At 68.0% G+C, this 25,702-nt stretch carries 21 protein-coding genes; all 21 read right to left on the bottom strand.

Annotation, left to right across the window (positions count from 1 at the left end; all coding sequences use genetic code 11):
• Positions 1–58: 58 nt before the first annotated feature.
• The 21 genes from istB to J8F10_RS10120 all read right to left on the bottom strand — a co-directional run bounded on the left by istB (position 59) and on the right by J8F10_RS10120 (position 25,698).
• Positions 59–844 (bottom strand): IS21-like element helper ATPase IstB, encoded by a 786-nt coding sequence (istB, locus tag J8F10_RS10020; protein ID WP_449267458.1) that lies wholly within the window; start codon positions 842–844, stop codon positions 59–61.
• The gene (gene istA, locus J8F10_RS10025; RefSeq protein WP_210653689.1) at positions 744–2,351 is read right to left on the bottom strand and encodes an IS21 family transposase; all 1,608 of its coding nucleotides are present in this window, start codon (positions 2,349–2,351) and stop codon (positions 744–746) included. Before istA ends, istB begins: the two co-directional genes overlap by 101 nt.
• A 526-nt stretch (positions 2,352–2,877) precedes the next feature.
• Entirely contained in the window at positions 2,878–5,865 is a 2,988-nt protein-coding gene (locus J8F10_RS10030; RefSeq protein ID WP_210653690.1) for a sigma-70 family RNA polymerase sigma factor, read from the bottom strand.
• Positions 5,866–6,282: 417 nt separating this feature from the next.
• On the bottom strand, positions 6,283–7,665 hold the full coding sequence (locus tag J8F10_RS10035; RefSeq protein WP_210653691.1) for a TIGR03915 family putative DNA repair protein: 1,383 nt from the start codon (positions 7,663–7,665) through the stop codon (positions 6,283–6,285).
• Positions 7,662–8,885, bottom strand: coding sequence for a putative DNA modification/repair radical SAM protein (locus J8F10_RS10040; protein ID WP_210653692.1), 1,224 nt, complete (start codon positions 8,883–8,885; stop codon positions 7,662–7,664). The genes J8F10_RS10035 and J8F10_RS10040 overlap by 4 nt, the downstream gene beginning before the upstream one ends.
• Positions 8,886–8,966: 81 nt before the next feature.
• On the bottom strand, positions 8,967–10,775 hold the full coding sequence (gene treZ, locus J8F10_RS10045) for a malto-oligosyltrehalose trehalohydrolase (protein ID WP_210653693.1): 1,809 nt from the start codon (positions 10,773–10,775) through the stop codon (positions 8,967–8,969).
• Positions 10,776–11,015: 240 nt separating this feature from the next.
• Positions 11,016–11,651, bottom strand: coding sequence for a ligase-associated DNA damage response endonuclease PdeM (gene pdeM, locus J8F10_RS10050; RefSeq protein ID WP_210653694.1), 636 nt, complete (start codon positions 11,649–11,651; stop codon positions 11,016–11,018).
• Entirely contained in the window at positions 11,648–14,146 is a 2,499-nt protein-coding gene (locus tag J8F10_RS10055) for a ligase-associated DNA damage response DEXH box helicase (RefSeq protein WP_210653695.1), read from the bottom strand. Before J8F10_RS10055 ends, pdeM begins: the two co-directional genes overlap by 4 nt.
• Positions 14,143–15,747, bottom strand: a complete 1,605-nt coding sequence (locus tag J8F10_RS10060) for an ATP-dependent DNA ligase (RefSeq protein ID WP_210653696.1) — start codon at positions 15,745–15,747, stop codon at positions 14,143–14,145. The genes J8F10_RS10055 and J8F10_RS10060 overlap by 4 nt, the downstream gene beginning before the upstream one ends.
• A complete protein-coding gene (locus J8F10_RS10065; RefSeq protein WP_390891133.1) occupies positions 15,744–16,790 on the bottom strand; it encodes a ligase-associated DNA damage response exonuclease in 1,047 nt (348 codons plus the stop codon). Before J8F10_RS10065 ends, J8F10_RS10060 begins: the two co-directional genes overlap by 4 nt.
• Positions 16,791–17,523: 733 nt before the next feature.
• Positions 17,524–18,315 (bottom strand): class I SAM-dependent methyltransferase, encoded by a 792-nt coding sequence (locus J8F10_RS10070; protein WP_210653698.1) that lies wholly within the window; start codon positions 18,313–18,315, stop codon positions 17,524–17,526.
• A 56-nt stretch (positions 18,316–18,371) separates the two neighbouring features.
• On the bottom strand, positions 18,372–18,662 hold the full coding sequence (locus tag J8F10_RS10075) for a hypothetical protein (RefSeq protein ID WP_210653699.1): 291 nt from the start codon (positions 18,660–18,662) through the stop codon (positions 18,372–18,374).
• 104 nt (positions 18,663–18,766) lie between these two features.
• Positions 18,767–18,925 (bottom strand): hypothetical protein, encoded by a 159-nt coding sequence (locus J8F10_RS10080; protein WP_210653700.1) that lies wholly within the window; start codon positions 18,923–18,925, stop codon positions 18,767–18,769.
• Positions 18,925–19,704 (bottom strand): PAQR family membrane homeostasis protein TrhA, encoded by a 780-nt coding sequence (gene trhA, locus J8F10_RS10085; RefSeq protein WP_210653701.1) that lies wholly within the window; start codon positions 19,702–19,704, stop codon positions 18,925–18,927. Before trhA ends, J8F10_RS10080 begins: the two co-directional genes overlap by 1 nt.
• 103 nt (positions 19,705–19,807) lie before the next feature.
• The gene (locus J8F10_RS10090) at positions 19,808–19,981 is read right to left on the bottom strand and encodes a hypothetical protein (protein WP_210653702.1); all 174 of its coding nucleotides are present in this window, start codon (positions 19,979–19,981) and stop codon (positions 19,808–19,810) included.
• Positions 19,982–20,143: 162 nt separating this feature from the next.
• Positions 20,144–20,629 (bottom strand): response regulator, encoded by a 486-nt coding sequence (locus J8F10_RS10095; protein ID WP_315854100.1) that lies wholly within the window; start codon positions 20,627–20,629, stop codon positions 20,144–20,146.
• Positions 20,630–20,846: 217 nt separating this feature from the next.
• Entirely contained in the window at positions 20,847–21,260 is a 414-nt protein-coding gene (locus J8F10_RS10100) for a response regulator (protein WP_210653703.1), read from the bottom strand.
• A gap of 156 nt (positions 21,261–21,416) precedes the next feature.
• Complete coding sequence (locus J8F10_RS10105) at positions 21,417–22,589, bottom strand: zinc-dependent alcohol dehydrogenase (protein ID WP_210653704.1); 1,173 nt, start codon at positions 22,587–22,589, stop codon at positions 21,417–21,419.
• Positions 22,590–22,627: 38 nt separating this feature from the next.
• Complete coding sequence (locus J8F10_RS10110) at positions 22,628–23,143, bottom strand: hypothetical protein (protein ID WP_210653705.1); 516 nt, start codon at positions 23,141–23,143, stop codon at positions 22,628–22,630.
• Positions 23,144–23,222: 79 nt separating this feature from the next.
• Positions 23,223–25,310 carry a catalase gene (gene katE, locus J8F10_RS10115; RefSeq protein WP_210653706.1) on the bottom strand — a complete coding sequence of 696 codons (2,088 nt, stop codon included), beginning with the start codon at positions 25,308–25,310 and terminating at the stop codon, positions 23,223–23,225.
• 241 nt (positions 25,311–25,551) lie between these two features.
• Complete coding sequence (locus tag J8F10_RS10120) at positions 25,552–25,698, bottom strand: hypothetical protein (protein ID WP_210653707.1); 147 nt, start codon at positions 25,696–25,698, stop codon at positions 25,552–25,554.
• Positions 25,699–25,702: the final 4 nt, after the last annotated feature.

The raw sequence follows: 25,702 nt of genomic DNA on the forward strand, positions 1-25,702 counted from the left end.
GAAAGGGGAAACGTGTTGAGCTTTGAAAAGGGAAACACCAAGTCCGTGTTCGAGCGGGTCACTTACCCTTCTTGGGGTCGTTCGGCTTTTTGGCGGTCATGGACTCGCGGAACCGGTAGCTCTCGCCGTTCATCTCGAAGATGTCGCACCGATGGGTGAGCCGGTCCAGCAGAGCCGCCGTCATCCGATCGCCCTGGAACACGGTGCCCCACTCGCTGAACGCCAAGTTGCTCGTCACCAGCACGCTGCGCCGCTCGTACCGGTCCGCGAATACCTGGAACAGGAGCTCGGCACCACCCCGACTGAACGACAGGTACCCCAACTCGTCGATGATGAGCAGGTCCACGCGGTCCAGGTGGCCCAGCACCCGGTCCAGCCGGTGCTGCTGTTGGGCCGCCTCCAACTGGGTCACCAGGCCCGCAGCCGTTACGAACTTCACGCGCCGGCCGAGCCGACACATCGCCAGCCCCAGCGCGGTCGCCAGGTGCGTTTTCCCCGTGCCCGCGTTCCCGATCAGGCAACAGTTGGCGTGCTCCTCGACCCACGCCCCGCGCGCCAGTTCCAGCACCTTGTGCTTGGACAGCGACGGGACCGCGGTGAAGTCGAACGTGTCCAGGTCCTTGACCACCGGGAACCCGGCCGCGCGGATCCGCGACGCAAGCGCGTTCGCGGATCGCGTGGTCACCTCGGCCTCGGTCAGGCGCAACAGGTAGCCCTCGTAGGATTCGTTCTGGGTGGCGGCCTCACGGGCCAGCTTCTCCCACTCGCCGAGCATCGTCGGCAGCTTCAGTTGCCTCAAGTTGGCCTTGAGCAACAGCGGGGTCGTCTCGACGGACATCGGCATCTCCTTCACACGAGGAACGGGACAACAGGCGATCAAACTGGGCGAGGTCGGTGGGGCGCACGGTCACAGTGGCGAGAGCCAGTGACGACGCGCGGTCACTGATGGACGGCGCGTCGAGCGTCCCCCGGCGCGCCGCGCCCGTGATGGTTGCGGCGTCGAGCTCGCCGCGCGACAGGCACCCGGCGAGGACGCCCTCCATGTGATCGACCGTGTGGTTGGCGAGCAGTTGGAGCACGCGGATGTAGTGCCGGTTACCGATGCACGACCCCAACCGAGCGACCAGCGCCGCGCGCAACGCGGCGAACGCGGCGGGCAGTTGCCAGTCGCGGTACACCGGCGCGTGGTCCAACGCGGCCGGCTTCTTCTCCAGGGTTCCGAGGAAGTGAAGCGGGTCGAGGACCTTCTGCCCGGTCCGGTAACAGCGCGCGTGCGCGGCGACCGTGGCGCCGTCACCGACGACCTCGACGCGGTCCACGTACCCCTTCACGCTCACCGTGCGGAACGCCCACCGGCGCGGCACGCTGTAGCGGTTGCGGTCGAACGGCACCGTCTGGTACTTGTCCGCCTGACCGGGCTGGATCACGCACGGATCGAACGCCCGGGCCGGAGCCGCGAGCGCGGCCGCGCGATCGTGCTCGAACCGTGTGGCCACGGACGACGTGTTGTCACCGCACGTGCGCTCCCGCGCCGCGAGGCATTGCCGCAGCAGGTGCGCGTTCAGCTCACCGAGGGCACCGACGCGCGGCACCGGTGTGGCCCACTGGCGCTCGAGGTCTTGCACCCGCTTCTCGACGCGCGGCTTCTCGGTCGGGGTCGCGGGCATGCAGAACCGGGGCGCGAACGTGTAGTGGCTCGCGAGCGCCGCGTACTGCGGGTGCGGGGTGCGCTCCCGGCCCTTGTGGATGCGGAGCGCGACCGTTCTGGGGTTGTCCCACCACAGCTCGCGGGGCACGCACCCGAAGAACGCGAATGCCTCGACCAGCCCCTGAAGTACGGCCTCGGTGCGCTCGGTCGGCAGCGCCAGCGCGAACGGGCAGTTCGAGTAGCTCCAGGTGACCACCAGCACGGGTACCAGCCGGCGCCCGTCGGGGAAGTCCGCGTGGATGTGCCCGAAGTCGGCCTCGGCGCGACGGCCCGGCGGGTGCGCGAGCGGGATGAACGTCTCCCGGCGGTCGAGGCGGTGCTGCTTCAGGTGGCGCTGGATCGGGTGGTAGCTGCCCGTGTACCCGTGCTCGGCGACGAGGCGCCGGAAGATCTGGGTGGCCGTGTGGCGCTGCTTGGGCGGCGCGGTCCGGTCGGCTACGAGGATGTCATCGACGATCGCGCGGAACGGGTCGAACACCGGCGCGGACCGCACCGCGGTCCGGGTGTACGGTCGGGGTTGAGGGTCGGCCAGCGCCTTGAGGACGGTCTTGGGCGAGCGGCCGAACCGCACGGCGAGTTCGCGGATGGTGAGTCCGTCGCGCCGGGCTTCTCGGATTTGTGCGTAGTCGTCCACCGTGAGCATCCTCCACCCCCGCGCCGACCAACGGGTCGCTCGCGGGGGCTGTGCTACGGTGTTTCCCTTTTCGACGCTAATCGCGCTTCCCTTCTCAGTGCTAATCACCAGTCCTTGATGCCGAACTACGGGGCCACATGAATACAGAGGGATTGACACGATTTGCAGGGGTGCTGATGCCGGTGGCCGGAATCGGACCGGCGCGTGGGAGTGACCGCGACCCGGCACGATGAGACGGCTCACGGATCGGTGGAGCCGCTGGCGTCGCGGGGCATCGTTGAGAAGTTGGACGGCAAGGAGGCGAAGGCAACGGCGGTGGAGGTGGCGCCTGAACCGGGCCGGTGCACGGCCTACAAGGGCGCCACCAGGTTTCTCGGGGATTCGGGCATCAAAAGGGCGGCCATAACTATGTGTTCAACAGATCGTCGGGCCACGTTTCGGCCGTCGCACCGTGTTGCCAGCGAAGCGGTCGGGTAAATAACGGAACCTCGGCATTCAGCCGGGGTTCGTCCGTCTTATTTGCGGGCTTGGTTTTTTACTTCCCGCCGAGCGTCGTCAAGTCGAACAGGTGGACCCCGCCGGACCCGCCGAGGGCCAACTGCTTGCCGTCCGGCCGGAGCGCCATTCCCCAGGCGATCCCCCGCGGAGCGACGAGCGTGACCGGCTTCGAGTTGGGGTCGTTCAGGTCCACCAGCACCCCCCGCGGTTGCGGCAGGCTCTCGGGGTCGAGTTTGGCTTCGTTGGCGAACTTGTTCGGGTCGGGCGGCGTCCACGTCGTGGCGAACCAGCGGCCGTCCCCGCTCACCACCGATCGCCACCCGCTCTGATCCAGTTTCACCGTCCGTGCGACCTTCTTCGCGGCCACGTCCCAAATGTGTAAGGTGTTTTCGCCATCGATCGTCAGGAACCGCTGGCCGTTCGGGGTGAATCGTCCGGGAGTGTAGCCGAACCCGGTCGGGTTGGCCGGGGCGGTCCAGCGGGCGGTTTCCTCCAACGATTCGGTATCGAGGAACAGGGTGGTTGTGTTCTCTCCCTTCTTCCCGCCCAGGTTCACCGCCAGCAGTTTGCCGTCCGATGACGCGCCCACAAAGCGGGCGGCCCTCCCCGCCGGGCAGGGGTGTGTCTTCGACACCACCTCTTTGCCGTCTGGCAGGGAGTGAACGCGAACGGTCACTTCGCCCTCCTTGTCGAGTTGTGTGGTGGCGATGCCGCGGTCACCGGGCAGGAACACCGGCAAGTTGCCGTAGTTCCCCTTCAAGAGCGCCACGCGCTCGCCGGTGGTCGTGTCCCAGATCACCAGCCGGGCCTCCCGTTCACCGTCCCGCAAGTGGTCCTTGTGTTCGATCGAGTAGAGGAACCGGCCGCCCGGCGACAGGTCGGCCATCAGGTTGCCCCACCCGGTCGGCGGCGAGTACGGATCGAGTTCCTTCTTGGTGGTCAGATCCCACCGGCGGACGCGGCCGAGGTTCTCGATCAGGTCGGCTTTCTTGCCGCCCCGCTCCACCCGAGCGACGTTCTCCCCGCGGGTGGGAACGTACAGCGTCTTCCCGTCCGGGCTGAGCAGGGCGTACTCTTCGGCGAGGAAGGACGGATCCTTGCTGCCGCGGACGCGCTTCGGCCCGGCGATCTGGAGCAGTTCCTTCCGCCCGTCCACGTCCCAAAGTTGCACCACGCCGGAGGACATGTCACCCGCGACCAGCAACCGTTTGCCGTCGGGCGAGTAATGGACGAGGGGGATCGCCTCCTTTACGGGGTGGGGCAGGGTGGCGACGAGCCGTTCGGACACCGGCTCGGCTTTCGGGCCGGTGAGCTTGGGCGGCGGTTGGATGGCCATGCTGTGGGTGGTGGGGGCGACGTTCCCCTCCTTCCAGGCGCCGAAGTGGAACTTCACCGTGGCCGAGCCGGTCTCCTCGCCACACTTGAACCGGGCGTCGATGCTGTACCCGCACGTCCGGAAGTTCATCGGCACCGCCTGCGTGCGGGGCTTCTCCCCCGGCCTGGCCGGGAAGGTGATCTCCGCTACCGGATGGGCGTCGTCCGGGATGGTGTTGTCGTACGGGATGGAGGCGAGGGTGCCGGGACCGAAGCCGGGCGCGCCAACGACCATGCGGAGGCACGAGTCCTGCCCGGTGCGTAGGATTTGCTCGCCGAACTGGCTCCACAACTCGAACCGCCCGCCGAGGTGGATGACCGGGGCGTCGGCGGTGGTGGGGGCGAACCGGAGCACCCCGTTGGCGTCGAACGGGCCGACGCGGTACTGCACCCGCCCGCCGGCCCCGGCCCCCTTCACCCCCGGCCGCTCGCTCTCCACTTGGAGGGCGTACACCACGGCCGTCTTATCCGTTTTCAGCGTCGGCTCGATCGGGGCGATGGTGGCGAGGAAGTTGTTGGCCACCAGGCGGTCGAGCCGTCCGGTGGAGACGGTCAACCCCTTGTGCGTCGTCCCGCCGACGGTCACGTCGCCCACCTCGAACTCTTGGTCCCCCTCTTCGTCCCCTTTCTGTTTCTTGGCGGCCACCTTCTCCCCGCCGTCGGTCAGGTCGCCGTTGCCGTTCTTGTCCACGTACAAGGTGTCGCCGTCGTGAACGAGCCACGCGCGGTGTTTGGCCCCCGCGTCGAACACCAGTAGGCAGTACGTCGGCTTACCTTGGTACTTCGGCTCCTGACCGATGGTGCGTTCGATCGTGACCGGCTTCTCCGGTTCGGCCGCCAACACCTTCGATTCGTCGGCTTTCCTCGGGTCGCCCGCCGACAGCGCGGCGAGCGCCACGACCATCGTGAGGAACCCGAGCAGTCCCGAGGCAGCCGTTCGTTTCAGCGTCATCATCTGAAGCACTCCGTGAGCGATGGCGGCGGCCGGGTCGGGCCGGGCTTCTCCGGCGACGAAGCTCAGCGCCGCCGTGGTGATGGTTCGGACCAGTCGATGAGACGCGGACGCCGTGCGTCCCAATTCGCTGAGGTAAACGGCAAGGACACCGACCGGCACCGCGATCCCCCGCTGGGCCAGTCGCTTCCGGAGGAGCTCCTTCCCGCGGGTGAGCCAGCCGCACAGCGTCCCGGTCGGGCAGTTCAGTTGTTCGCTCGCCTCGGCGTAACTCAGCCCGTGCAGGTAGCACAGCACGATGGGCGTGCGGTACTTCTCCGGCAGGCGGTCGAGTTCGGCGTCGAGGACGCCGTCGAGCGGGACCGCGGGCCGAGGTGGGGCGGGCACGTCCGGCAGTTCGGTGAACGCCGGACGGCGACCGCGAACCCGCAGGGCACACCGATGGGCCACCCGCGCCAGCCATCCGGCGAGGTGATCCGCCCGCACCGATTCCGCCTTCTTGGCGAACACCAGGAACGCGGCCTGAGCGGCGTCTTCGGCGTCGTGAGAGTGGCCGAGGGTGCGGCGGCACACGTCGAACACCAGTCCGCGATACCGCCAGACCAGCAGTTCAAACGCTGCCTCGTTGCCGGCGATGAACCGGCGGACGAGTTCGGCGTCGGGCGCGGCTCGCGGGGGAGCGGGGGGGTAGATCATCATCACCCTACTAGAGCCGATGCCGGCGGCAAAAAATGCGCGAACTATCCGAACCGCCGCAACCCGGACGACGGCGCCGCAGGTTGGGTCTTCCCGATGCTGTTTTCGGAAGTTCCGTATGGTCTCTTGCGCTCCTCGGTATTTTACGGTACATATAAGACGTTACGGGATAGCGACGTGCCGAGTTGATCTACCGTCCGCGCACGCGTTTGAAACGGCCATGCTCCCAGCGGCGAGAACCTTACGCCCGGCTATTCAAATCCCGGTGATCACGCCGTGTCTTCCCCGGGGTCCGATCGCCACGCACTCGCTCGTGCCCTGCCCCCTTCAAATGCCCCAGGTTGCAGATTCATCGCCCCAAGTGGTCCCACCTCCGCCAGAAATACTCGGAGCCTTGCTGTCGCCCGAGGGGAGGCCGACTCAATACGGGACGCGCGATGAGTAGTGGGACGGCGGATGGTAGCCGGCCCCGGCGAGTTCTAAAGCCCGCGCGAGATGGGTGACCAGTTCCGCCCAAATCTCCGCCCGCGCCTCCTCCGGGGCGCGTAGGATCGTCGCAGGGAAGTGAGTTGCAATCGCGATCGTGCCGCCGGCCGGGAGCACTTCACCGCGGCGCTCGGTGAAGCGAAAGAGCGGGCCGAGTACCGCCTTCGCGGCCAGCGGACCGAGGCACACAATTACCGCCGGCCGAAGTGCGGCCAGCTCCGCGAGCAGCCACGGCCGGCACGCACCGACCTCGCGGGCGTTGGCCCGGCGCGGTTCGCGGGCACCGTCCCGCTCGGCGAACGCGGTCTGCTTTACGGCCGTCGTCCGGTACACGGCGGCCCGGTCGATACCCGCTTCCTCCAGTGCAGTATCGAGCAGTTCGTCCGCGGCGCCACTCGTGTCGGGTTGATCGCCGACCAAAGCGATCCGCGCATCGGCCGGGCCGGTACCGAACACGGGCGGCACGATCGGTCCGCACAGCCCGCACGCGGTGCAATCGCGCGCCGCCGCGCGGAGGCCGTCGAGGTCGCGCGTCGCGGGCAAGAAGTCGGCGGCCGACGGCGTTCCTTCGCTGTGTTGCACCATCGCGGCCACGCGATCGGCCGCTTCCGCCAGCAGGTCGGGGATGAGCGCGGCCTCCGGCAGCGTCGCCCAGTGCCGCACCGGCAACTCCTTCTTCATCGCCTTCAACTTGATCCGCGCCGGATTGAACGTCGCCCGGTAGTAGGTCTTCCACATGTCTTCGAGGACGTCCGGCGGGGGCGCGTCCCTCGCCGACACACCGGGGCCGAAGTGCAACCCCTCGCGATCCCACGTCACCGAGTCGTCTGGGGTCAGGACCGACCAGTGCATTTCGGGGAAGCGGCGGCGGAAGAACGGCGCGACCCGCCGCACGATGCGGTGGTCCGGCCGGTGCCACGCGACGAAGTGCTCGCCCACCTTGCGGAAGCGGACGAAGGCTTTCATCTTGTGCGCGTCGCGGCGGACCGATTTCTCGGCGCGGAACAGCCACGCGACGTCGTCATCGGTCGCGAGGTCGAGCAGGTGCGGTTCGCCGCGGGTCAGCCGCCACAGCGCGCGGTAGAGCCGGCCCCAGCGCTGCGGATCGCGGTGGCAGGAGACCGATTCCGCGAGCGCGACGAACGCCCGCGGCACCTCGAGCGCCGGACCGGCGGGCACGGGCGGTAGCTCGGCCGCGGCGAACAGGCCCGGCGCGGTGCCGTCGTCGAAGAGGACGTCGGCCGGCGAAACCTCGGCCGCGAGCAGTGCGCGAGCGGCACCGCGCCACGCGGCGAAGTCGGGGGCGGTAACGATCATGCGTACCCATCCAGATCGTCGAACAGCGTCGGCTGGACCGACTTCTTCAACCCCACGGTGTCGAGTTTCCGCAGAGCCGGATTGTGGTCGCCGGTGAGCACGAACGGAGCGGCGCTTTTCCAGTTCACGCGCAACGCGCGCAGGTCGGCGACGGTCAGGGCGTGGTGCCGGCGGACCGCCAGGATGCGCTCGACGTTGCGCACCCCGACGCCGGGGATCCGCAGGAGTAACTCGCGCGGCGCGGCGTTCACGTCTACCGGGAACCGGTCACGGTTCGCCAGCGCCCACGCCAGTTTCGGGTCCACGTCGAGCGCGAGGTTCGCGCCGGGTGCGACCACTTCACTTACTTCAAAGCCGTAGAAGCGGAGCAGCCAGTCGGCTTGGTACAGGCGGTGCTCGCGCAAGAGCGGCGGGCGCAAAGCGGGCAGCCGGGCGTCGGCGTGCGGGGTCGGGCTGTACGCCGAGTAGTACACGCGCCGCAACTTCTGCGTGCGGTACAGTTCGTCGGCCGTGCCGAGAATGACGCCGTCGGTGGTCGGCGTCGCGCCCACCACCATCTGCGTGCTCTGCCCGGCCGGGGCGAACACCGGCGCCTTCAGCCCGGCCTTCCTGTCGGCCGCGCGCTCGGCGATGCCGTCGGCCACGGTGGTCATCGTGCCGGTGATGTCCGCGCGGGTCTTCTCGGGCGCGAGCTGGTGCAGGTCTTGTGCGGTGGGCAGTTCGATGTTCGCGCTGAGCCGGTCGGCCCAGCGCCCGGCCTCCGCGACCAGTTCGGCCGACGCGCCGGGGATCAGTTTCAGGTGAATGTAGCCGCCGAACCCGTGACCTTCGCGCAGCCCACGGGCCACCGCGACGAGTTGCTCCATCGTGCCGTCGATGCTGCCGACGATGCCGGAACTGAGGAACAGCCCCTCGATGTAGTTGCGGCGGTAGAACTCGACCGTCAGGTCGATGACTTCCGCAACGGTGAACCGCGCTCGTGGGGTGTCGCTCGACACGCGGTTGACGCAGAACTTGCAGTCGTAAACGCAGTAGTTGGTGAGTAGCAATTTGAGCAGCGATACGCACCGGCCGTCGGGCGTGTAGCTGTGGCAAATGCCCATCCCTTCGGTCGAACCGAGCCGGCTGCCGCGGCGGGTGCTCTTGCTCCCGCTGCTGGCGCAGGAGGCGTCGTACTTGGCGGCGTCGGCCAGCACTTCGAGTTTGCGGCGGGTGTCCACGGCGCGCCTGCTTTTATTACGGGCGTACAGATGTGAACACTATACCAGACACCCGGCGCGGTGTCAAAGCGAACCGCACCGTCACGCCGGGTCGCGCGATCGGGTCGTGACGGGTCGTAGGATCACGCCGGTTCGCGGCCGAACACAAGGCACTCGAACGGGCACAACTCCCGGCACTCGTCGCCCTCCGGCCGCGCGCCGCTGTAGGCGGGCTGCTCCGAACTGAAGAGCATGCGCGCCCCCGGTGGCACATCCGTCGGCAGCGGGTGCGGGTCCGCGGACAAGTTCAGGTACGCGTACAGGGAGCTCGGTTCGGTGCCGCGAACGAACTCCAACACCGGGCCGTTCGCTGAATCGGGAAGGAGCCGCGCGGCGGGTTACGAAGTCCTTGAGCGCCGGCCACCGGCGGCGGGCGGCGAGCAGGTCGCGGTACAGGTGGCGCAGCCCGGCCCGCGGCAACTGGTCCGACCACGTCCAACTGAGGCGCGACGCGGTGAACGACAGCGTCGCCTGCGGGTCGGGCACCTCGCCTTGGAGGGCGTAGTCGTTTTTTCGGCCGCGCCGCACCGCTTCGACCAGCCCGCGGTCCCCGAACGAGCAGAAGAACAAGAACGGGTTCGTCTCGCCGTACTCCTCGCCCATGAACAGGAACGGCAGGTGCGGCGACAACAGCATCAGGCTCGCGGCCAGGCGCTGCACCGGCGGCCCGACCAGCGCCGCCAACCGCTCGCCGCGCGCCCGGTTGCCGACGTGGTCGTGGTTCTGGACGCCGACCACGAACCGGTCGCCGGGCACGTCGCGGGCCGGCGCGCCCCACCGCCGCCCGCGGTGCCGGCTGTACCGCCCGTCCAGAACGAACGTCTTCTCCAGTACCCGCGGGAGGTCGGCGGCCGGGCCGTAGTCGACGTACTTGCCGTGCCGCTCGCCGGTGAGGAACGCGATCAGCGCGTGGTGGAAGTCCTCGTTCCATTCGGCGTCCAGCCCGTAACCGCCCTGTTGTGGCGGCAGCACGATGCGGACGTCGTTCAGCAGGCTTTCCGCGATGACGTGGAGCGGCCGGCCGAACGGACCCGCGGCGCGGTCCGCTTCCTCTTTGATCTCTCTCGTGATGTGGGCGGGGCTGACGTCGAAGATGCTCTGCGTGGCGTCGAGTCGCAGCCCGTCGAGGTGGTATTCCTCGACCCAGTGGCGAACGTTGTCGAGGACGAAATCGCGGACGCCGTCGGACCCCGGCCCGTCGTAGTTGAGGGCCGCGCCCCACGCGGTGCGGTACCGGTCCGAGTAGTACGGGCCGAACTCGCCGGCGTAGTTGCCCTCCGGCCCGAGGTGGTTGTACACGACATCGAGGACCGCCGCGAGGCCGCAAGCGTGGCACGCATTCACCAACCGCCGCAAGCCTTCGGGGCCGCCATAAGTGTCCTGCGGGGCGAACAGGTGAACCCCGTCATAGCCCCAGTTCCGCGCGCCGGGGAACTGCGCCACCGGCATGATCTCGATCGCGGTGACGCCGAGATCGAGTAACTCCGGCAAGCGCGGTATGATCGCGTCGAAGGTGCCTTCGGCGGTGAACGTCCCGACGTGCAGTTCGTAGAAGACGAGGTCCTCGCGCGGGACCCCGCGCCACCCCTGGTCGGTCCATACGAATTTACCCGGGAACACCACCGCCGAGGGCCGGTGGACGCCGTCCGGTTGCCACCGCGAGCACGGGTCCGGGCGTTCCGCCCCGCCGCCGAGACGGTACGCGTACCGCTGCCCCTCGGGCACGCCTCCTTCGGAGTGCGCGAAGTAGCCGTCGCCCTCGGATCGCATTGGCACGTTCCGCCGGCGGTCGCCGTCGATCAGAACCAGTTCGACGCGCTTCACCTTTGGGGCCCACACCCGCCACGTCACGGCACCATCGGGTTGAATTGTCGTACCACACCTTCGGATCTCTGCCGCTCCCATCTCGTCTCCCGTATCACAATTCTCGTTCGTCGCGGGGCGATGGCGGTGCAACATTAGGGCCAGCGCAATGCACAAGCGCTCGCACCAGTCGAGCCGCAGGCGCCCCGCGGTTCGAGCGGGTCCCGGCCGCCCGTGCCGGAGATGAAACTGACGAGGGCGACGCGGGTGGACGTGTCGCGACTGCCGTCACAGCCGCGACACGTCCACCACCGCGTCGCCGGCGACGGCGAACACCCGGTCGCCGCGCCGGATCGGCACGGTCGCGGCCCCGGTGAACGGGCCGAACGCCGGCAGCACCCCGACCCGCGGCCCGAACCAGAAGCACGGCAGTCGCAACCGCTCGCGCCCCAACACGACGCCGGGGTGCAGGTGCCCGGCCAGTACGTACCCGTCGTCGGCCTCTTCCGGAACGTGAGCGAGCACGAACGGCCCGACGCGCGACTCGGTCGCCCAGTCGCCCCACCCGTCCGGCGGCGGGCCGGCGCGGTCGTGGTTGCCGCGCACCAGTCGGATAGAGAGGTCCGGCCGGGCGGCGCGCCACGCGGTCAGTTCGGCCACCACGCCTGGCGTTCGGCCCTCGTGCGCGTGCCAGAAATCGCCCAGGACGAGTAAGTGCTCGGCCGCAGTGGCGTCGAGCGCCGCGCCCAGGCGCCCGAGCGGTTCCGCCGGGTCGCCCGGCACCGGCACGCCGGCGGCACGGAACGCCTCCGCCTTACCGAAGTGCGGGTCGGCGATCACCAGCGCCTTGCCCCGCGGCCAGAACAGCGCCCGGTCCGGGCGCGGGATCAACCGCTCGCCAACGATTCCGACCTCGGCGGTCATTCCGGTCCCGCCTTCCGCTCCAGCGCCGCGACCATTTTGCGCACGCGGTCGGCGAGCGTTTCCGACGACACCGCCTCGCGCATCCGCTCGACCAGGAGCGGGAACGCGAACGGGGTCGGCTTGGGCGGGGCGGTGATGACGACCCGGCTCGCCGCGATGCGTTCCAGCGCCGCGCGCAGCCGCACCACCTCGAACTGGCGGTCCAGCACCTCGCGCCGGGCCTGCCACAACAGCAAGTTCGACGGGTCGTGTTCGCGGAACGCGTCGTAGAACAGCCCGCTGGACGCCTGGAGCTGCTTGGTTGTGCGACCCGCGTGCGGGAGCCCGGGGTTCACCAGCCCGGCGACACGAGCGACTTCGCGGAACTGCCGCTTCGCGAGTTCGGCCGCGTTCAGCGACGCGAGCACGTCGTCCGCGAGCCCGGCGGGCGCGAGCAGCGCCTTCAGGGCGCCCGCATCGAGGTCGAGCGGGTCGGGCGACACCAGTTCGAAGCCGTAGTCGTTGCACGCCAGGGCGAACGTCTGCGGGCGCCGGAGCGACAGCCGGTACGCCAGCAGTGCCGCCACGCCCTCGTGAACGAGCCGCCCCTCGAACGGGTAGAGGAACAGGTGGTACCCGTCGCGGGTCCGGAGGCGCTCGGCGAGAACCTCGTCGGCGGCCGGCACCCGCGACCACCGTGCCTGAACATCCAACACCGGTCGAATCGCTCTCATCTCCTCGTCTGCGAACTGCCCGCGGGCGGCCTCACCCAGCTTGGCCCGCACCGCCGCCGACAGTTCGCCGGACAGCGGCAGACGCGAGCCGGACCAGCGCAGCTTCGTGTCCGTTTGCTTCTTGGACAGCCGCACCCACGCCGTCATCTCGTACAGTTTGACGAACTCGAGCGTGCGCCCGGCGAAAGTGAACCGGTCGCCGGGCTTGAGCCGGGCGGCGAACGACTCGTCCACCGTTCCGAGCTTCGACCCGCGAAGGAACTGGACCAGCACCGCCGCTTCGGAGGTGATGACGCCGACCGACTGCCGGTGCCGGCGGGCGATCCGCGCGTCCGGCACGCAGTACAGGCCGTCGCGCACCTCGACGCGGCGATAGTCCGGGTACGCCTTCAGCGCCTCGCCGCCGCGGGTGACGAAGTCGAGCACCCACGCCCATTCGTCTCGCGACAGGTCGCGGTACGCGTGCGCCGTCCGCACCTCCGCGAACAGTTCGTCGGCACGGAACCCGCCGGCCAGCGCCGAGCCGACGCAGTGCTGCGCCAGCACGTCGAGCGGCTTGTCGAGCGGGAACCGCCCCTCGATCCGCCCTTCGGCCGCGGCAGCTCGCGCCGCGGACACCTCGATCAACTCGAAGGCGTGCGTCGGTACGCAGGTGACGCGGCTGGTCTCGCCCGGCCGGTGCCCGCTGCGCCCGGCCCGCTGCAGCAGCCGCGCGACGCCCTTCGGGCTACCCACTTGAAGCACCCGATCGACCGGCGAGAAGTCCACCCCGAGGTCGAGCGTGCTGGTGCAGACGACGCACCGCAGCGTACCGGCGCGGAGGCCGTCCTCGACCCAGTCGCGCGCCTTCCGGTCGAGCGAGCCGTGGTGCAGCGCGACCTGCCCGGCCCACTCCGGGCGGGCGTCGAGCAGCGCCTGGTACCACAGCTCGCACTGCCCGCGGGTGTTGGTAAACAGCAGCGCCGACCTGCCCTCTTCGATCGCCGCGACCACCTGCGGCAGGAGCGACAGGCCGAGGTGCCCGGCCCACGGGAACCGCTCCACGCGCGGCGGCAGTACCGCGTCGATGGCGACCGATTTCGACACGTGCCCGCGGATCACCCGCCCGGCGTTGCCGACGCCCACCAGCGCCGCGAGCGCGGCGTCCAGGTCACCGAGCGTGGCCGACAGCCCCCACGTGCGGAGCCGCGGGTTGAAGGCGCGGAGCCGTGCGAGCGCGAGTTCGGTCAGTACCCCGCGCTTCGAGCCGAGCAGCTCGTGCCACTCGTCGCACACGACGCACCGCAGGTCCGCGAATTTGTCGCGCGCGTCCGGGTAGGTGAGCAGGAGCGACAGGCTCTCGGGCGTGGTGACGAGTGCCGTCGGCAGGCGCGTCTGCTGCCGCGTGCGGGCCGCGGCCGGCGTGTCGGCGGTGCGCGTGCCGACGTCCCAGTTCAGCCCCACCGGGCGGAGCGGGGCCTCCAGCGCCAGCGCGGTGTCGGCCGACAGCGCGCGGAGGGGCGTCACCCACAGCACGCGGATCGGTGGTGGAGTTGGAGTCAACGACTCTTCCACCGCTTCGAGCAGTGGACCGAAGAACGCGGCGTAGGTCTTCCCGGTTCCGGTGGACGCGTGAACCAGCCCACTCCGGCCTTCACGATAGGCCGCCCACGCTTCCCGTTGAAAATCGAACGGCGCCCACCCGCGGCGCGCGAACCATTCGGCCGGCGATACCACCTCCGCCGGGTCAATGGGTAAACGCTTCGGCGGCTTGGGCCGCGGTGGTCTCGGAATGCCCCTCACGCCCCTCCCTCCGCCGGGACGTTCAGCAGCGCCTTGACGCGCTCCAGCGTGTCGGCCTCCTCCGGCTTCTTGTCGGTGCGCCAGCGGAGCATCCGCGGGAACCGCACCGCGATCCCGCTCTTGTGCCGCGTCGAGAGCTGGATGCCCTCGAACCCCAGCTCGAACACCAGTTCCGGCTTGACCGCGCGGACCGGGCCGAACTTCTCCACGGTGTTCGCGCGCACGAACGCGTCCACCTGCTTGATTTCCGCGTCGGTCAGCCCGCTGTACGCCTTCGCGATCGGCACGAGCTTGTCGGCGTCCCACACAGCGAAGGTGTAGTCGGTGAACAGCCCCGAGCGCTTGCCGTGCCCGCCCTGGGCGTTGATGAGCACCGCGTCCACGGTGAACGGTTCGACCTTCCACTTCCACCAGTCGCCCCGCACCCGGCCGACCCGGTACGGCGACCCGCGCCGCTTCAACATCATCCCCTCGACGCCGCGCGCGCGGCTGGCCCCGCGCTCCCGGGCGAGCGCGTCCCACGAGTTGAGGGCGAGCCGCGGCGAGAGGATTAGCGCGGGATGATTCGCCGCCGCGACAATCGCTTCGAGCTGGTCGCGGCGCTCGCCCAGCGGGCGCTCGCGGAGGTCGGCCCCGTCCGCCTCGATCAGGTCGTAGGCGACGAGCACGACGGGGATCTCGTCCAGCAGCTTCTTGCTCACGGTCTTGCGGCCGATGCGCTTTTGGAGGTCGGCGAACGGTTGCACCTGTCCCTGTCTCCAGGGGAGCAACTCGCCATCGATCACCGTGCCGTCGGGCAGGGCCGCGGCCATCGCCTTCAGTTCCGGGTAGCGGTCGGTGACGAGTTCCTCGCCGCGCGACCAGACGAACGTCTGCCCACCGCGCCGGACCACCTGCGCGCGGATGCCGTCCCACTTCCACTCGGCCTGCCACTCGGCCACCGGGCCGAGCGAAGCCGGGTCGCCTTCCAACGGGTGCGCGAGGAAGAACGGGTACGGGCGACTTAGCTCCGTGTCGCCCGAGTCGGCCGCGACGAGGCCGGTGTAGAACATGGCCGTCGGCTCCCACGTCCCCATCAGCCGGTGCGAGATCACGTCGGCCGGAAGCTTCGACACCTGCGCCAGGGCGCGCACCACGAGGAGCTGCGACACGCCGACCCGGAACTCGCCGGTGATGAGCTTGTTCCACACGAACCGCTGCCCGGCGTCGAGTTCCGCCCACGCCGCCAGCACCGCCGCCTTTTGCACCTCTTCTTCGAGGTCTCGGAGCGGGAGCAGCCGTTTCGTGACCCACTCCGAGAGCGCGACATCGGACGCACGGTCGGCCAGTGGCAGCAGGAGCGCGACGGTTTCGGCCACGTCGCCGACGTGGTGGTAAGCCTCGTCGAACAGCCACTCCGGGACGCCGGCCAGTTCGCGCGCCCACAGCCGCAGCCGCTTCGACGGCACCGCCTGCCGCGGCTTGCGCCCGCTCAGGAAGTACACCGCCCACGCGGCGTCGTCGGGCGCGGCGCCCGCGAAGTAGCGGGCCAGCGCCTCGACCTTGCCGGTCGTCCTGGTGGTCGCGTCGAGCGCGGCGTACAGGTCCGCGAACGCTTTCATGCTTCGCCCTCCCCGCCCGCGTCGGCGGCGTCGTCGCCGTAGCGGGTGGCGATCACGTCCGCGCCCAACCCCCGCTCGCGCAAGTGCCGCGCGAGTACCGACGCGAACCCGTGCGTCGCCAGCACGCGGCCCGCGCCGCTCTCCCTCACCGCGGTCAGGAGCCCGGGCCAGTCGGCGTGGTCGGACAGCACGAACCCGCGGTCCACGGCCCGGCGCCGGCGCGCCCCGCGGACGCACATCCACCCGCTCGCGAAAGCCTCCGACTTCGGCCCGAATTTCTTCGCCCACGGCGACCCGTCGGCCGACGGCGGCGCGATCACCAGCGCCCCGGCCCACGGCTTCGCCTTCGATTTTCCTTTCCCCTTCGAACCCTCCTCCGTCACGACCTCGCTAACGGACCTCGTCGGCGGGAGCGCGACGCCGCTGTCGCGGTATGCGCGGGTCACCTTCTCGACCGCGCCGTGCGTGTAGATCGGGCCGATGCCCGCGTCCACGCCCGCCATGACGCGCTGCGCCTTGCCGAGCGCGTAGGCGTACACGATGCTGCACGCGCCCGCGGCCTTGTTCGCGCGCCACCACGCGTTCACCCCGCCGAACAGCACGTCCGCCCGCTCCCAGCGGTAAACGGGCAGCGCGAACGTCGACTCGGTGATGAACGTGTGGCAGCGGACGTGCTCGAACGGCAGGCAGGTGGGGTCCGGATCGAGCTTGTAGTCGCCGGTAACGACCCACACCTCGCCGCGGTGTTCGAGGCGTATTTGTGCCGAACCGAGGACGTGCCCGGCCGGGTGAAACGAGACGCGCACGCCGTTGTGATCGACCGGCTCGCCGTGCGGTACGGCGGTGATGTCGGCGTCCGTTCCGAGCCGCGTGCGGAACAGGTGCCGCCCCGGTGCCGCGACGAGGTACTTGCCGCAGCCCCAGCGGGCGTGGTCGCTGTGCGCGTGGGTGAGGACCGCACGGGGCACCGCGTTCCACGGGTCGATGTGGAACCCGCCTGCGGGGCAGTACAGACCGTCTTCGCTGAGCGTGATCAGGTCCACAGACACCGGTTCATATCCTTTGCACGGCGACAGTTGTTATTCAAAATACCGAGTGCGGGTTAACCGTTAGTGCGGCGCCCGGCCAGTGCGCCGAAAACAGCCTGCCACCAAACCGCCCAGAGAGAATAATCAAATTGCATCCAGATAAATTCAGGGTGTACGGCGACTCGGAGCGATGCCGAGACAGAGCGGGCCGGAACACCGCACCCAGGCCGGCCGCCAGATCCAGCAGCGTCCCGCGTGCAATAGCCCCGTCCGTCACTCTCATAGCGACCAGCGCGTATTACTCGCTATCCGTCACCAGATCGCCGCCAAGCGCAGCGCCTCGTAGGGCCGGCTCGTCCGGCACAGTAGCGCCGGCCGCATGGAACCCGGCCGCGAGCGCCCTTTTGCCCAGTACGTCCATTCGGGGTGCGACGGCCACCGTGTGCCGTATCACTTCGTGAGCCAAGTCGAGTGCCACCGCCCCGGCCGCTCCGCTCGCAATCGCTTCGATCGTGGGCGACCTCCGTTACTGCCGATCGCTTACATGCAAAGCAAACCGCGGGCCGCACACTTTGTCATTCCATTACGCGTTGATCGAGTTGGACGGTAAATTCGCCGCATCCCTTATTCTTGTCGGCGCCGCGTGGTGCCCTCTGGATCGAAGGGGGAGGCGATCCGGACGGTCGATCGGCACGGACCGACAAAGGGGCAGCCGGACCCGGACGTTTCCGCCGAGCCCCGGCTTCTTTCATTTCGCCCAGGGCGAGGCCAGGTACACCGCGTTGATACAGATCAGCTCGGCGCCCGGCAGGCGATACAGCGAACCTGCCGCGCCCGCATCGGTCACGCGATCGAACGCCTTACGCATCGGGGCCGGCAGGCGGGCGTACACGAGCGAACGCAGGTACTCGACGTGCCGCTCGACGAACGTGACCGTAGGCAGGTCGAACGGCGCGGCCCGGTCGAACGGGTGCGTGGTGCGGCGAACGGACCCGAACCCGGCCCGGTTGAGGACGGCACGGAGCTTACGGGACGGGGCCAGTTTGATTGCGTCACCGTATTTCAGCACGCTCGCTTTGTAGACGGCCCGGGGAATGGCCGCTTCCAATTCGGGCGGCCACGGCAACAGCACCCGGTGGAACTCGTCCACTTCCAGAACCGCCACGACCCCGTCGGGCTTCACGACGCGGAACATCTCCCGAACGGCGCGGTCCGGGTCCAGGCTGATCAGGCTCTGGGCGCACCACACCAGGTCGAATGTGGCGTCCGCGAAAGGTAGTTGGTAAGCATCGGCTTTCCGAACGGCGCGCCCGGTCACGGCCGCGCGGGCGCTACGGAGGTACTCGTCGTTGGAATCGACGGCGGTCAGCCGCCCGCTCGTGCGCTCGGCCAGTCGGCGCGAATAAAACCCGTTGCCGCACGGCACGTCGAGCGCGTCACCGGCTGCGGGGAGGGCGTCGATGATTCCGTAGAGCTCGTCCCGGAAGGCGTCGTGAAAGGACGTTTGATAGGCGTCGTAATCGGGAGCTGTTTTCGCCATATGGTTTGCGGGATTGTGACCGACAGCCCGGCGGAGAGAGACCGGGCCGTTGGTGGTTACGAGGCGTGGACGCGGTCGGACCCGGCCACCTTCACGATCTTGTTGTACACGCCCAGGAGCATGAACGGGGCCACCCACTGGCCCACGAACTGCGCGTCTTCTTTACGCCCCAGCACCCGGAGCGCGAGGGAGGCGACGATGGACCCGCCGGCGGCCCACAGGAACACGTCGGAGGGAACTTGCGCGGTGTACTGCTCGATCTTGCGGGCCACCGGACCCTCGGAGTGCTTTTCGGCTTCGGTGGTATTCTCACTCGGGCGCAGCCCGGGCTGTGTTACGGTCGCCATGATGATCCTCTTGGAGTGGTGGTCAACGCACGGGAGGTGCGGGGTGGGCTATTTGATGTGACCGCACGCGGTGAGGGATCGATAACTGGCAGGGGCTGCTTTTCTCAATTTGGTGTGGACGAGCACCTTACCTGGTCGAGGCTCTCGGGCAGGACGTCGCCGGCTTTCTGCGCGCCCTCCTTTGCGGCGTCCCACACGTTGACGGGGTGCCCGTCGAGGGCCGGGGCGAACGTCTTAACCGCTTGCAGGATATTTGCGTGCATCAGTATTTCTCGGGGTGTGTTGGTTCGGGCAAGCCGCTCGCTGCATTCGAGTGAACGAGTGACCGGAAAGATTCGTCCCGTTCGCGCGTCGAATCCGGCGTGATTTCTTCCCGCCCCGTTGCATCAAACGGGATCACGTACCGCACGACGAACAGGAAGAATGTTACGTTGGCGGCAACGCTGAACAGGTGGAACACCTCGTGGAAGCCGAACCGCAGCGGCCACTCCCACACCATCGGCCATTCGATCAGTTCGCACACCGCGCCGGCGGAATACAGCACGCCCCCGGTCCACACCCAGTTCATCGCGCCGCGCCCGACCGCCCGGTAGTAGTGGACGAGCGGGAGCAGCCCGACCCAGCCCATCGCCAGCCCGAGGACGACGATCGCCTCGTGGGGCGCTTTTGGCAACAGCCACAGTCCCGCCACCCCGACCGCCGTGGGCACCCACATGCCCAACAAGCAGCACCTCCGCCACCGTCCCCGGAGTAGGACGACGATCATCGGGGTGTTGGTCCCGGCGATCAGAATGAAGATGGCCGACTGGTCCACGCGCTGGAAGAACCGGAACGCCTCGGGGTTCTCGTACCGGGTGTACGGCACCCCGTGGAACACGCCGCTGGCCAGATAGAGGAACACCATCGACGCGCCGAACACGGCCACGGCGGGGCGGCGCCCCGACCGCACCGGGGTCAACCGGAGCATGATCAGCGTGGCGTAGGCGGCCCAGGCGGCGGCGAACAAATGTGAGGCGGAACTGACCGGGTCGCGTAACTCCATCTCAGTTCCTGCTCGCGATCTGGGGATGATGATTGATTTGTTGAGGAGCACGCGGCCCGAGAGACAAGCCCGTGTAGTCCGCCGGCCTCAATCAGAGTGGGATTTACTTGACCTGCGGGGCGCGCGGGCGCGTGTGAACGGTTTGCTTGGGTTCGGTCGGCTCCGGTGCGGTTCGGAGTTCCGAAAGGTCGTGGAGTTTGGTTTCTCCCGTCGTGTTCGGACAGCCGTCATCGGCCAGGCGGTACAGGTCGGTGCGCTCGGCGGGTTCTTTGCTCATGGCTGTCTCGCAATTGATGGGGATCAGATCGCGTGTGCCTCAATGCAATCGAGGTGCCGCTGCTGACGGTCCGGGTCGAAAGCTCTGTTCATGTGCTTGCGGAATCGTTGAAGGCCGAACGGCGTCCCCGGCTTCTCGACTCACCTACCAGGAACGGGGCCGCTAACGGCCCGAACGGTCCTCTTCCGAAGGCCGTTTCTTATCGTCGCGGTGGACCCACCGGAGCCACGCGCGCCACAGCGTATCGACGAGCATCAGCAGTTGCTGCGGGTCCACCAGCTTGATGAAGTGCATGTCGAAACCCGCGGCCCTGATCCGCTCGGCTTCCCGGTCCCCGCTCATTGCGGTAACTGCCACCAAGATGAGGGGGTGATCGTGTGTCTGTTCCCGGAGCCGGATCGCGAGTTCGTCCCCGTCCATGTTCGGCATGTTCAGGTCGATGAGGCACACACTCGGCCGGAAAGTCACGGCCTCGGCAAGGGCGCTCGGCCCGTCGTAGCAGGCACGTGGCTCGAACCCGAACAGGCGGAGCAGGTCTACTGACGAGTCGGGCACGTCCCGGTTGTCATCGACATAGAGCACCCGCAGGGGCGGGTTCTCCTCCGGATGGGTGTTGTGGCGGAACACGTCAATCACTTCCAGCAGCACGTATTGTTGGTCACCGGACGCGGGCCGCGGAACCGCGGACGATCCAAGAGATCGCAAGTCGTGTGCCGTGATTCGAGATGGTTTCCCATCTGGAGAGGGGAGATGAAGGATATGCAGAACTAAAAGTTAATTATTCGCTCGACCGGAGCGTCAGAGGCGCAGTCAACCAAAGGCCCCGGCTCTCGGGTCGTTACAGCGTGGCGAACCGGAGCACGTATTAACCCACTTCGGCGGACGCTTCGGCTAACCGCTTCAGCAGATCCATCAGTACGCCGGGCTCGACCGGCTTCAGCAGGTGGAAGTCGATTCCCGTCTCCTCCGATTGTCGGCGCTCTTGGACCAGCCCACAGGTGGTGACCGCAACGTAAACCGGTTGGTGGTCCGCGAAGCGGTCGCGCAACTGCCGGACCAGTTCCCATCCGTCCATACCGGGCAGCCGGAGTTCCAGGATCACGACGTCGGGGCGCTCGGCCGCTAGTGCCGTTCCCCCGTCATACGCCGTTTGTACGCCGTGCCCGCAGATGCGCAGGAGGTCGGCGAGGCTGTCGGCGCTGTCACGGAAGTCATCGACAATGAGGACTGAAATAGAGGGCGACTCGCCAAAAGGGCAAGAACCCGTGGTGGGTGGCATTGGCCCCTCGCGTCATTGGTCCGGCGGAGCGGACGTTAGGCGCGAGGTGCCCGAGGCATCTGAGGCGGGTAACGTGAGGCTATTGTACGCCACCGTACCCGCCCAGCGCGAACAATACACCGGCTTTGAACCGGTGCTTGTGCCGCCTGTCCGCGATTACGGCTTGAGAACGACCTTGATGCACCCGTCCTTCTTGTCCCGGAACGTCTTGTACGCGGCCGGCGCGTCGGCCAGCGGCAACTTGTGTGTGATGACGAAAGACGGGTCGATTTCGCCCTTCTCGATCTTGTCGAGTAGCGGCCGCAGGTACCGCTGGACGTGGGTCTGACCCGACTTCATAGTCAGTCCCTTGTTCATGAACGCGCCGAACGGGATTTTGTCCGGGAACCCGACATACACGCCCGGCACCGAGATGGTTCCCGCCTTGCGGCAGCACATGATCGCCTCGCGCAGGACGTGCGCGCGGTCCGTGGTCAGCCCGACCGTGGCCTTCGCCTTGTCGAGGACCGAGTCGATGGTGCCGGCTGCGTGGGCCTCGCACCCGACCGCGTCGATGCACCGGTCCGGGCCGCGCCCTTTCGTCATCTCCTGAAGCTGGTCGTAGACGCTCACCTTGTCGAAGTTGATGGTTTCGGCCTTCCCGTGTTCCTCGGCCATCTTGAGCCGCTCGGGCACCCGGTCGATGGCGATCACCCGCCCGGCCCCGAGCATCCACGCGCTCTTGATCGCGAACTGGGCGACCGGGCCGCACCCCCACACCGCGACCGTGTCGCCCTTCTCGATGCACGCGTTCTCGGCGGCCATGTACCCGGTAGGGAAGATGTCCGAGAGGAACAGCACCTTCTCGTCGGGCAGGTCGGACTCGATCTTAATCGGCCCGACGTCGGCGTGCGGCACTCGAAGGAACTCGGCCTGTCCGCCCGCGTACCCGCCCACGAGGTGCGAAAACCCGAACAGCCCGGCCGGGGAGTGGCCCATCGCCTTTTCGGCGACCTTGGCGTTCGGGTTCGTGGTGTCACAGCACGAGAACAGGGTCTTCTGGCAAAAGAAGCACGACCCGCAGGAAATGGTGAACGGCACCACCACGCGGTCGCCCTTCTTGAGTTTGGTAACCTTGCTGCCCACCTCGATGACGACGCCCATCGGCTCGTGCCCGAGGATGTCGCCCTTCTCCATCCCCGGCTGGTAGCCGTCCAGGAGGTGTAGGTCGGACCCGCAGATGGCGGTCGAGGTGATCTTGATGAGGGCGTCGCTCGGTTGCTCGATCTTGGCGTCGGGAACGGAATCGACGCGGACGTCACCGCTACCGTGCCAGCAGAGGGCCTTCATAATGAGCTTTCGTGGTTGGGAGACTGAGCGAATGGGTATCAACCGAGGGGTCCTTTGCCCGTGGACCGCTTGCGGGCCGTTGGACGCTCGTCCGTCGTAACCCCGACAAGCACGGGCGCGGGAGGGAGCGTCGCGAAGTCGAGCGGGCGGTCCTGTAACCAGTCCGTTCGGCCGCCGGTCAGGGCAACGTCGACCGTGGCCACGTACAGACGAACGCCGCCGACGATCGGACCCGGTCCCGATCCGCTCCGGACGATCCGCAGGTGGCCGGCGGGGTAGCCCGCGAACGGGCGGTCGTTGTGGCACCCCTGAAGACCCGCGAGCACCTCCTCGGAGTGGCCGATCTCAATGCGGTGGTACGGCTCGTCCGCAAACCTCACGGTACCGGCCGGGAGAACGAGGGCTCCAAAAGCCGCGCGCACCGCTTCTTCAAAGGAACGCAGCCGCAGCACCGGGGCGGGACCGACCGGGGCCGCCGCGCTTAACCGCGTGTCGATGCCGAACGGGAGCGCCAGTCCGATGGCCGTGAGGACGGATCGCCGGTCGTGGGACATCGTCGTTGCTCTTGTGAGTGATTTGGGGTGGAGAATGAGAGCGGGATCGGCGCGCCGAACCCGCTCCGTAACGATCCGCCTAGCGCTCGGCACCGGCCCGGTCCCAGAACCGGAGCTTGCGGCACGCCGCGACGAAGGTGCCGCAGTCGCCCGCCTTGTTCAGAGGCACGAACCCCTCGTCGAGCGCAACGCCCGTCTTCTCGAACAGGGCCGCGGCCGCCGCGGAGTAGCCGATGAACTTCCGGTGGGCGGTCGCATCGGCAACGAAATCGCGCGCGGCCGGGAGCTTGGTCAGCACCGCCGCCCCTTCTTTGGAGGGCAGAACCACAACGGCGTCGAACACGACCGACGGCCCGCCCTCCAGCTTCTCGTGGGCGTCGTGCCACGCGCCCGCCGAGTCCTTCACGCCCCCGACCTCCGGCGCGATCAGTGCCAGCATCGCGCCTTCGGCTTTGAGGGCCTTCTTGAGGGCCGCGAGCACGTCCGCATCGACGCCATCGGTGACGAGCGCCCCGACCTTCCGCCCGGCGAAGCTCTTGGGGCCGTTCTTGATGATGCTCAATTTGTCCGACGGCTTCAGGTCCCGTCGGGTCGGCTTCGCCGCCGGTGCCGGTTTGGGCATCTCCTTGAGCCGCAGCCCCTCGGCCACGGCATCGGCGAGGGCGGCGTCGATGTTGAGCAGGTGGGACACGATCCGCGCCCGGATCGCCACGGTCTGCACCTTGCTCAACTCGAACACCAGCGCGTTGGCGATGTGGGTCTGCTCGATCGGGGTCTGACTGATGTAAAACTGCCGGGCCTGGCTATAGTGGTCCGAGAAAGTTTCCGACCGCACCCGCACCTTGGCGCCCTCGACCGGTTCGGAAACGCTCTTGAACCCCTTCTCCGGCGACTCGCGCGGGCCGCCCTCCGCGCCCCACGAGTTGGGCTCGTAGTTCGCGCGGCCCTTGGGGTTGCGCATGGCCATGTGCCCGTCCTGCTGGAAGTTCATCACCGGGCACTTCGGGGCGTTGATCGGAATGTGCGTGAAGTTCGGACCCCCGAGGCGCTTCAACTGGGTGTCGAGGTACGAGAAGTTGCGGCCCTGGAGCAGCGGGTCGTTGCTGAAGCCGATCCCGGGCACCACGTTCTGGGTGCAGAACGCGACCTGCTCGGTCTCGGCGAAGAAGTTGTCCACCCGGCGGTCGAGCACCATGCGGCCGATCAACTTGACCGGCACCTGCTCCTCGGGGATCAGCTTGGTCGCATCGAGGACGTCGAACTCGAATTTCTTGGCGAACTCCTCGTCGAAGAGCTGCACGCCCAGTTCCCATTCGGGGAGGTCGCCCGCCTCGATCGCGTTCCACAGGTCGCGCCGGTGGAAGTCGGGGTCGGCCCCGTTGATCTTCACCGCCTCGTTCCACACTACCGACTGCAGGCCCTGTTTGGGCTTCCAGTGGAACTTCACGAACGTGGATTTGCCTTGCGCGTTGACGAACCGGAACGTGTGGACCCCGAACCCCTCCATGAACCGGAACGACCGCGGGATCGCCCGGTTCGACATGACCCACATCACCATGTGCATGGCCTCGGGGGTGAGCGAGATGAAGTCCCAGGCGTTATCGTGTGCGGTCGCGGCCTGCGGGAACCCGCTGTCCGGTTCGTCCTTGAACGCGTGGACCATGTCGGGGAACTTCATGGCGTCCTGGATGAAGAACACCGGGATGTTGTTGCCCACCAGGTCCCAGTTGCCCTCCCTGGTGTAGAACTTGACCGCGAACCCGCGGACGTCGCGCGCGAGATCGGCCGAGCCCTTGTTCCCGGCGACGGTGGAGAACCGGACGAACACGGGCGTCTTCTCGCCCTTGCGCTGGAGCACGTCGGCGCGGGTCACGTCGGCGACGTTGCCGTAGCTCTCGAAGAACCCGTGCGCCCCGTACCCGCGGGCGTGGACCACGCGCTCGGGAATGCGTTCGTGATCGAAGTGGAAGATCTTCTCGCGGAGTTGGAAGTCTTCAAGCAGCGTCGGGCCGCGCGGGCCGGCCTTGAGGGAGTTCTGATCCTCGGCGACCGGGACGCCCTGTTGGGTGGTCAGTACCGGGACATTGCCCTGTGCCGTCTGGTGCGTTTCACCGCCCTTGCTCTCACCGTGCGCGTTCTTCTTCGCATCGTCTTTGGGCTGGGCCATAGGAGTCGTCCTGCTCGAAGGATTGGTGCGAGTTGCGGATCAGGTGAGAAGCGCTTGCAAATCGCGCTCCAAAGGGCGGCGGGCTCACCTCGTTACCCGCGTCCCTTCGCTGTGTCCCGTGCGAGTTGGTGCGCGAGTCGAGGGACTGGTCCCTCTTCCGCCACATAAACTGCACGTCCTTGCCCGCGGCCGCAGCGTACAACTCTTCCCACACCGCTTTGCACGTCTCCGGCGTCTTCCCCTACTGAGCGGTACGAATCAAACCGTCATAGTCGGAGACGACCGTGCAGGGACCGTCGGCTATCTTCACGGCTTCGACGAGTGCGCGGAGTTCCATCTCGTAGCTCGACGTGCCGTCCTGCCGACCCGACGCGGCGCGCGTGGTCACGGCC

The sequence above is a fragment of the Gemmata palustris genome, assembly GCF_017939745.1.
GTDB lineage: Bacteria > Planctomycetota > Planctomycetia > Gemmatales > Gemmataceae > Gemmata > Gemmata palustris.

Excerpts from the sequence above, each read along its gene's own strand:
- istB (WP_449267458.1), bottom strand. The coding sequence starts at position 844 with ATGCCGATGTCCGTCGAGACGACCCCGCTGTTGCTCAAGGCCAACTTG.
- istA (WP_210653689.1), bottom strand. The coding sequence starts at position 2,351 with ATGCTCACGGTGGACGACTACGCACAAATCCGAGAAGCCCGGCGCGAC.
- J8F10_RS10030 (WP_210653690.1), bottom strand. The coding sequence starts at position 5,865 with ATGATGATCTACCCCCCCGCTCCCCCGCGAGCCGCGCCCGACGCCGAA.
- J8F10_RS10035 (WP_210653691.1), bottom strand. The coding sequence starts at position 7,665 with ATGATCGTTACCGCCCCCGACTTCGCCGCGTGGCGCGGTGCCGCTCGC.
- pdeM (WP_210653694.1), bottom strand. The coding sequence starts at position 11,651 with ATGACCGCCGAGGTCGGAATCGTTGGCGAGCGGTTGATCCCGCGCCCG.
- J8F10_RS10060 (WP_210653696.1), bottom strand. The coding sequence starts at position 15,747 with ATGAAAGCGTTCGCGGACCTGTACGCCGCGCTCGACGCGACCACCAGG.
- J8F10_RS10070 (WP_210653698.1), bottom strand. The coding sequence starts at position 18,315 with ATGGCGAAAACAGCTCCCGATTACGACGCCTATCAAACGTCCTTTCAC.
- J8F10_RS10075 (WP_210653699.1), bottom strand. The coding sequence starts at position 18,662 with ATGGCGACCGTAACACAGCCCGGGCTGCGCCCGAGTGAGAATACCACC.
- J8F10_RS10080 (WP_210653700.1), bottom strand. The coding sequence starts at position 18,925 with ATGCACGCAAATATCCTGCAAGCGGTTAAGACGTTCGCCCCGGCCCTC.
- trhA (WP_210653701.1), bottom strand. The coding sequence starts at position 19,704 with ATGGAGTTACGCGACCCGGTCAGTTCCGCCTCACATTTGTTCGCCGCC.
- J8F10_RS10090 (WP_210653702.1), bottom strand. The coding sequence starts at position 19,981 with ATGAGCAAAGAACCCGCCGAGCGCACCGACCTGTACCGCCTGGCCGAT.
- J8F10_RS10100 (WP_210653703.1), bottom strand. The coding sequence starts at position 21,260 with ATGCCACCCACCACGGGTTCTTGCCCTTTTGGCGAGTCGCCCTCTATT.
- J8F10_RS10105 (WP_210653704.1), bottom strand. The coding sequence starts at position 22,589 with ATGAAGGCCCTCTGCTGGCACGGTAGCGGTGACGTCCGCGTCGATTCC.
- J8F10_RS10110 (WP_210653705.1), bottom strand. The coding sequence starts at position 23,143 with ATGTCCCACGACCGGCGATCCGTCCTCACGGCCATCGGACTGGCGCTC.
- katE (WP_210653706.1), bottom strand. The coding sequence starts at position 25,310 with ATGGCCCAGCCCAAAGACGATGCGAAGAAGAACGCGCACGGTGAGAGC.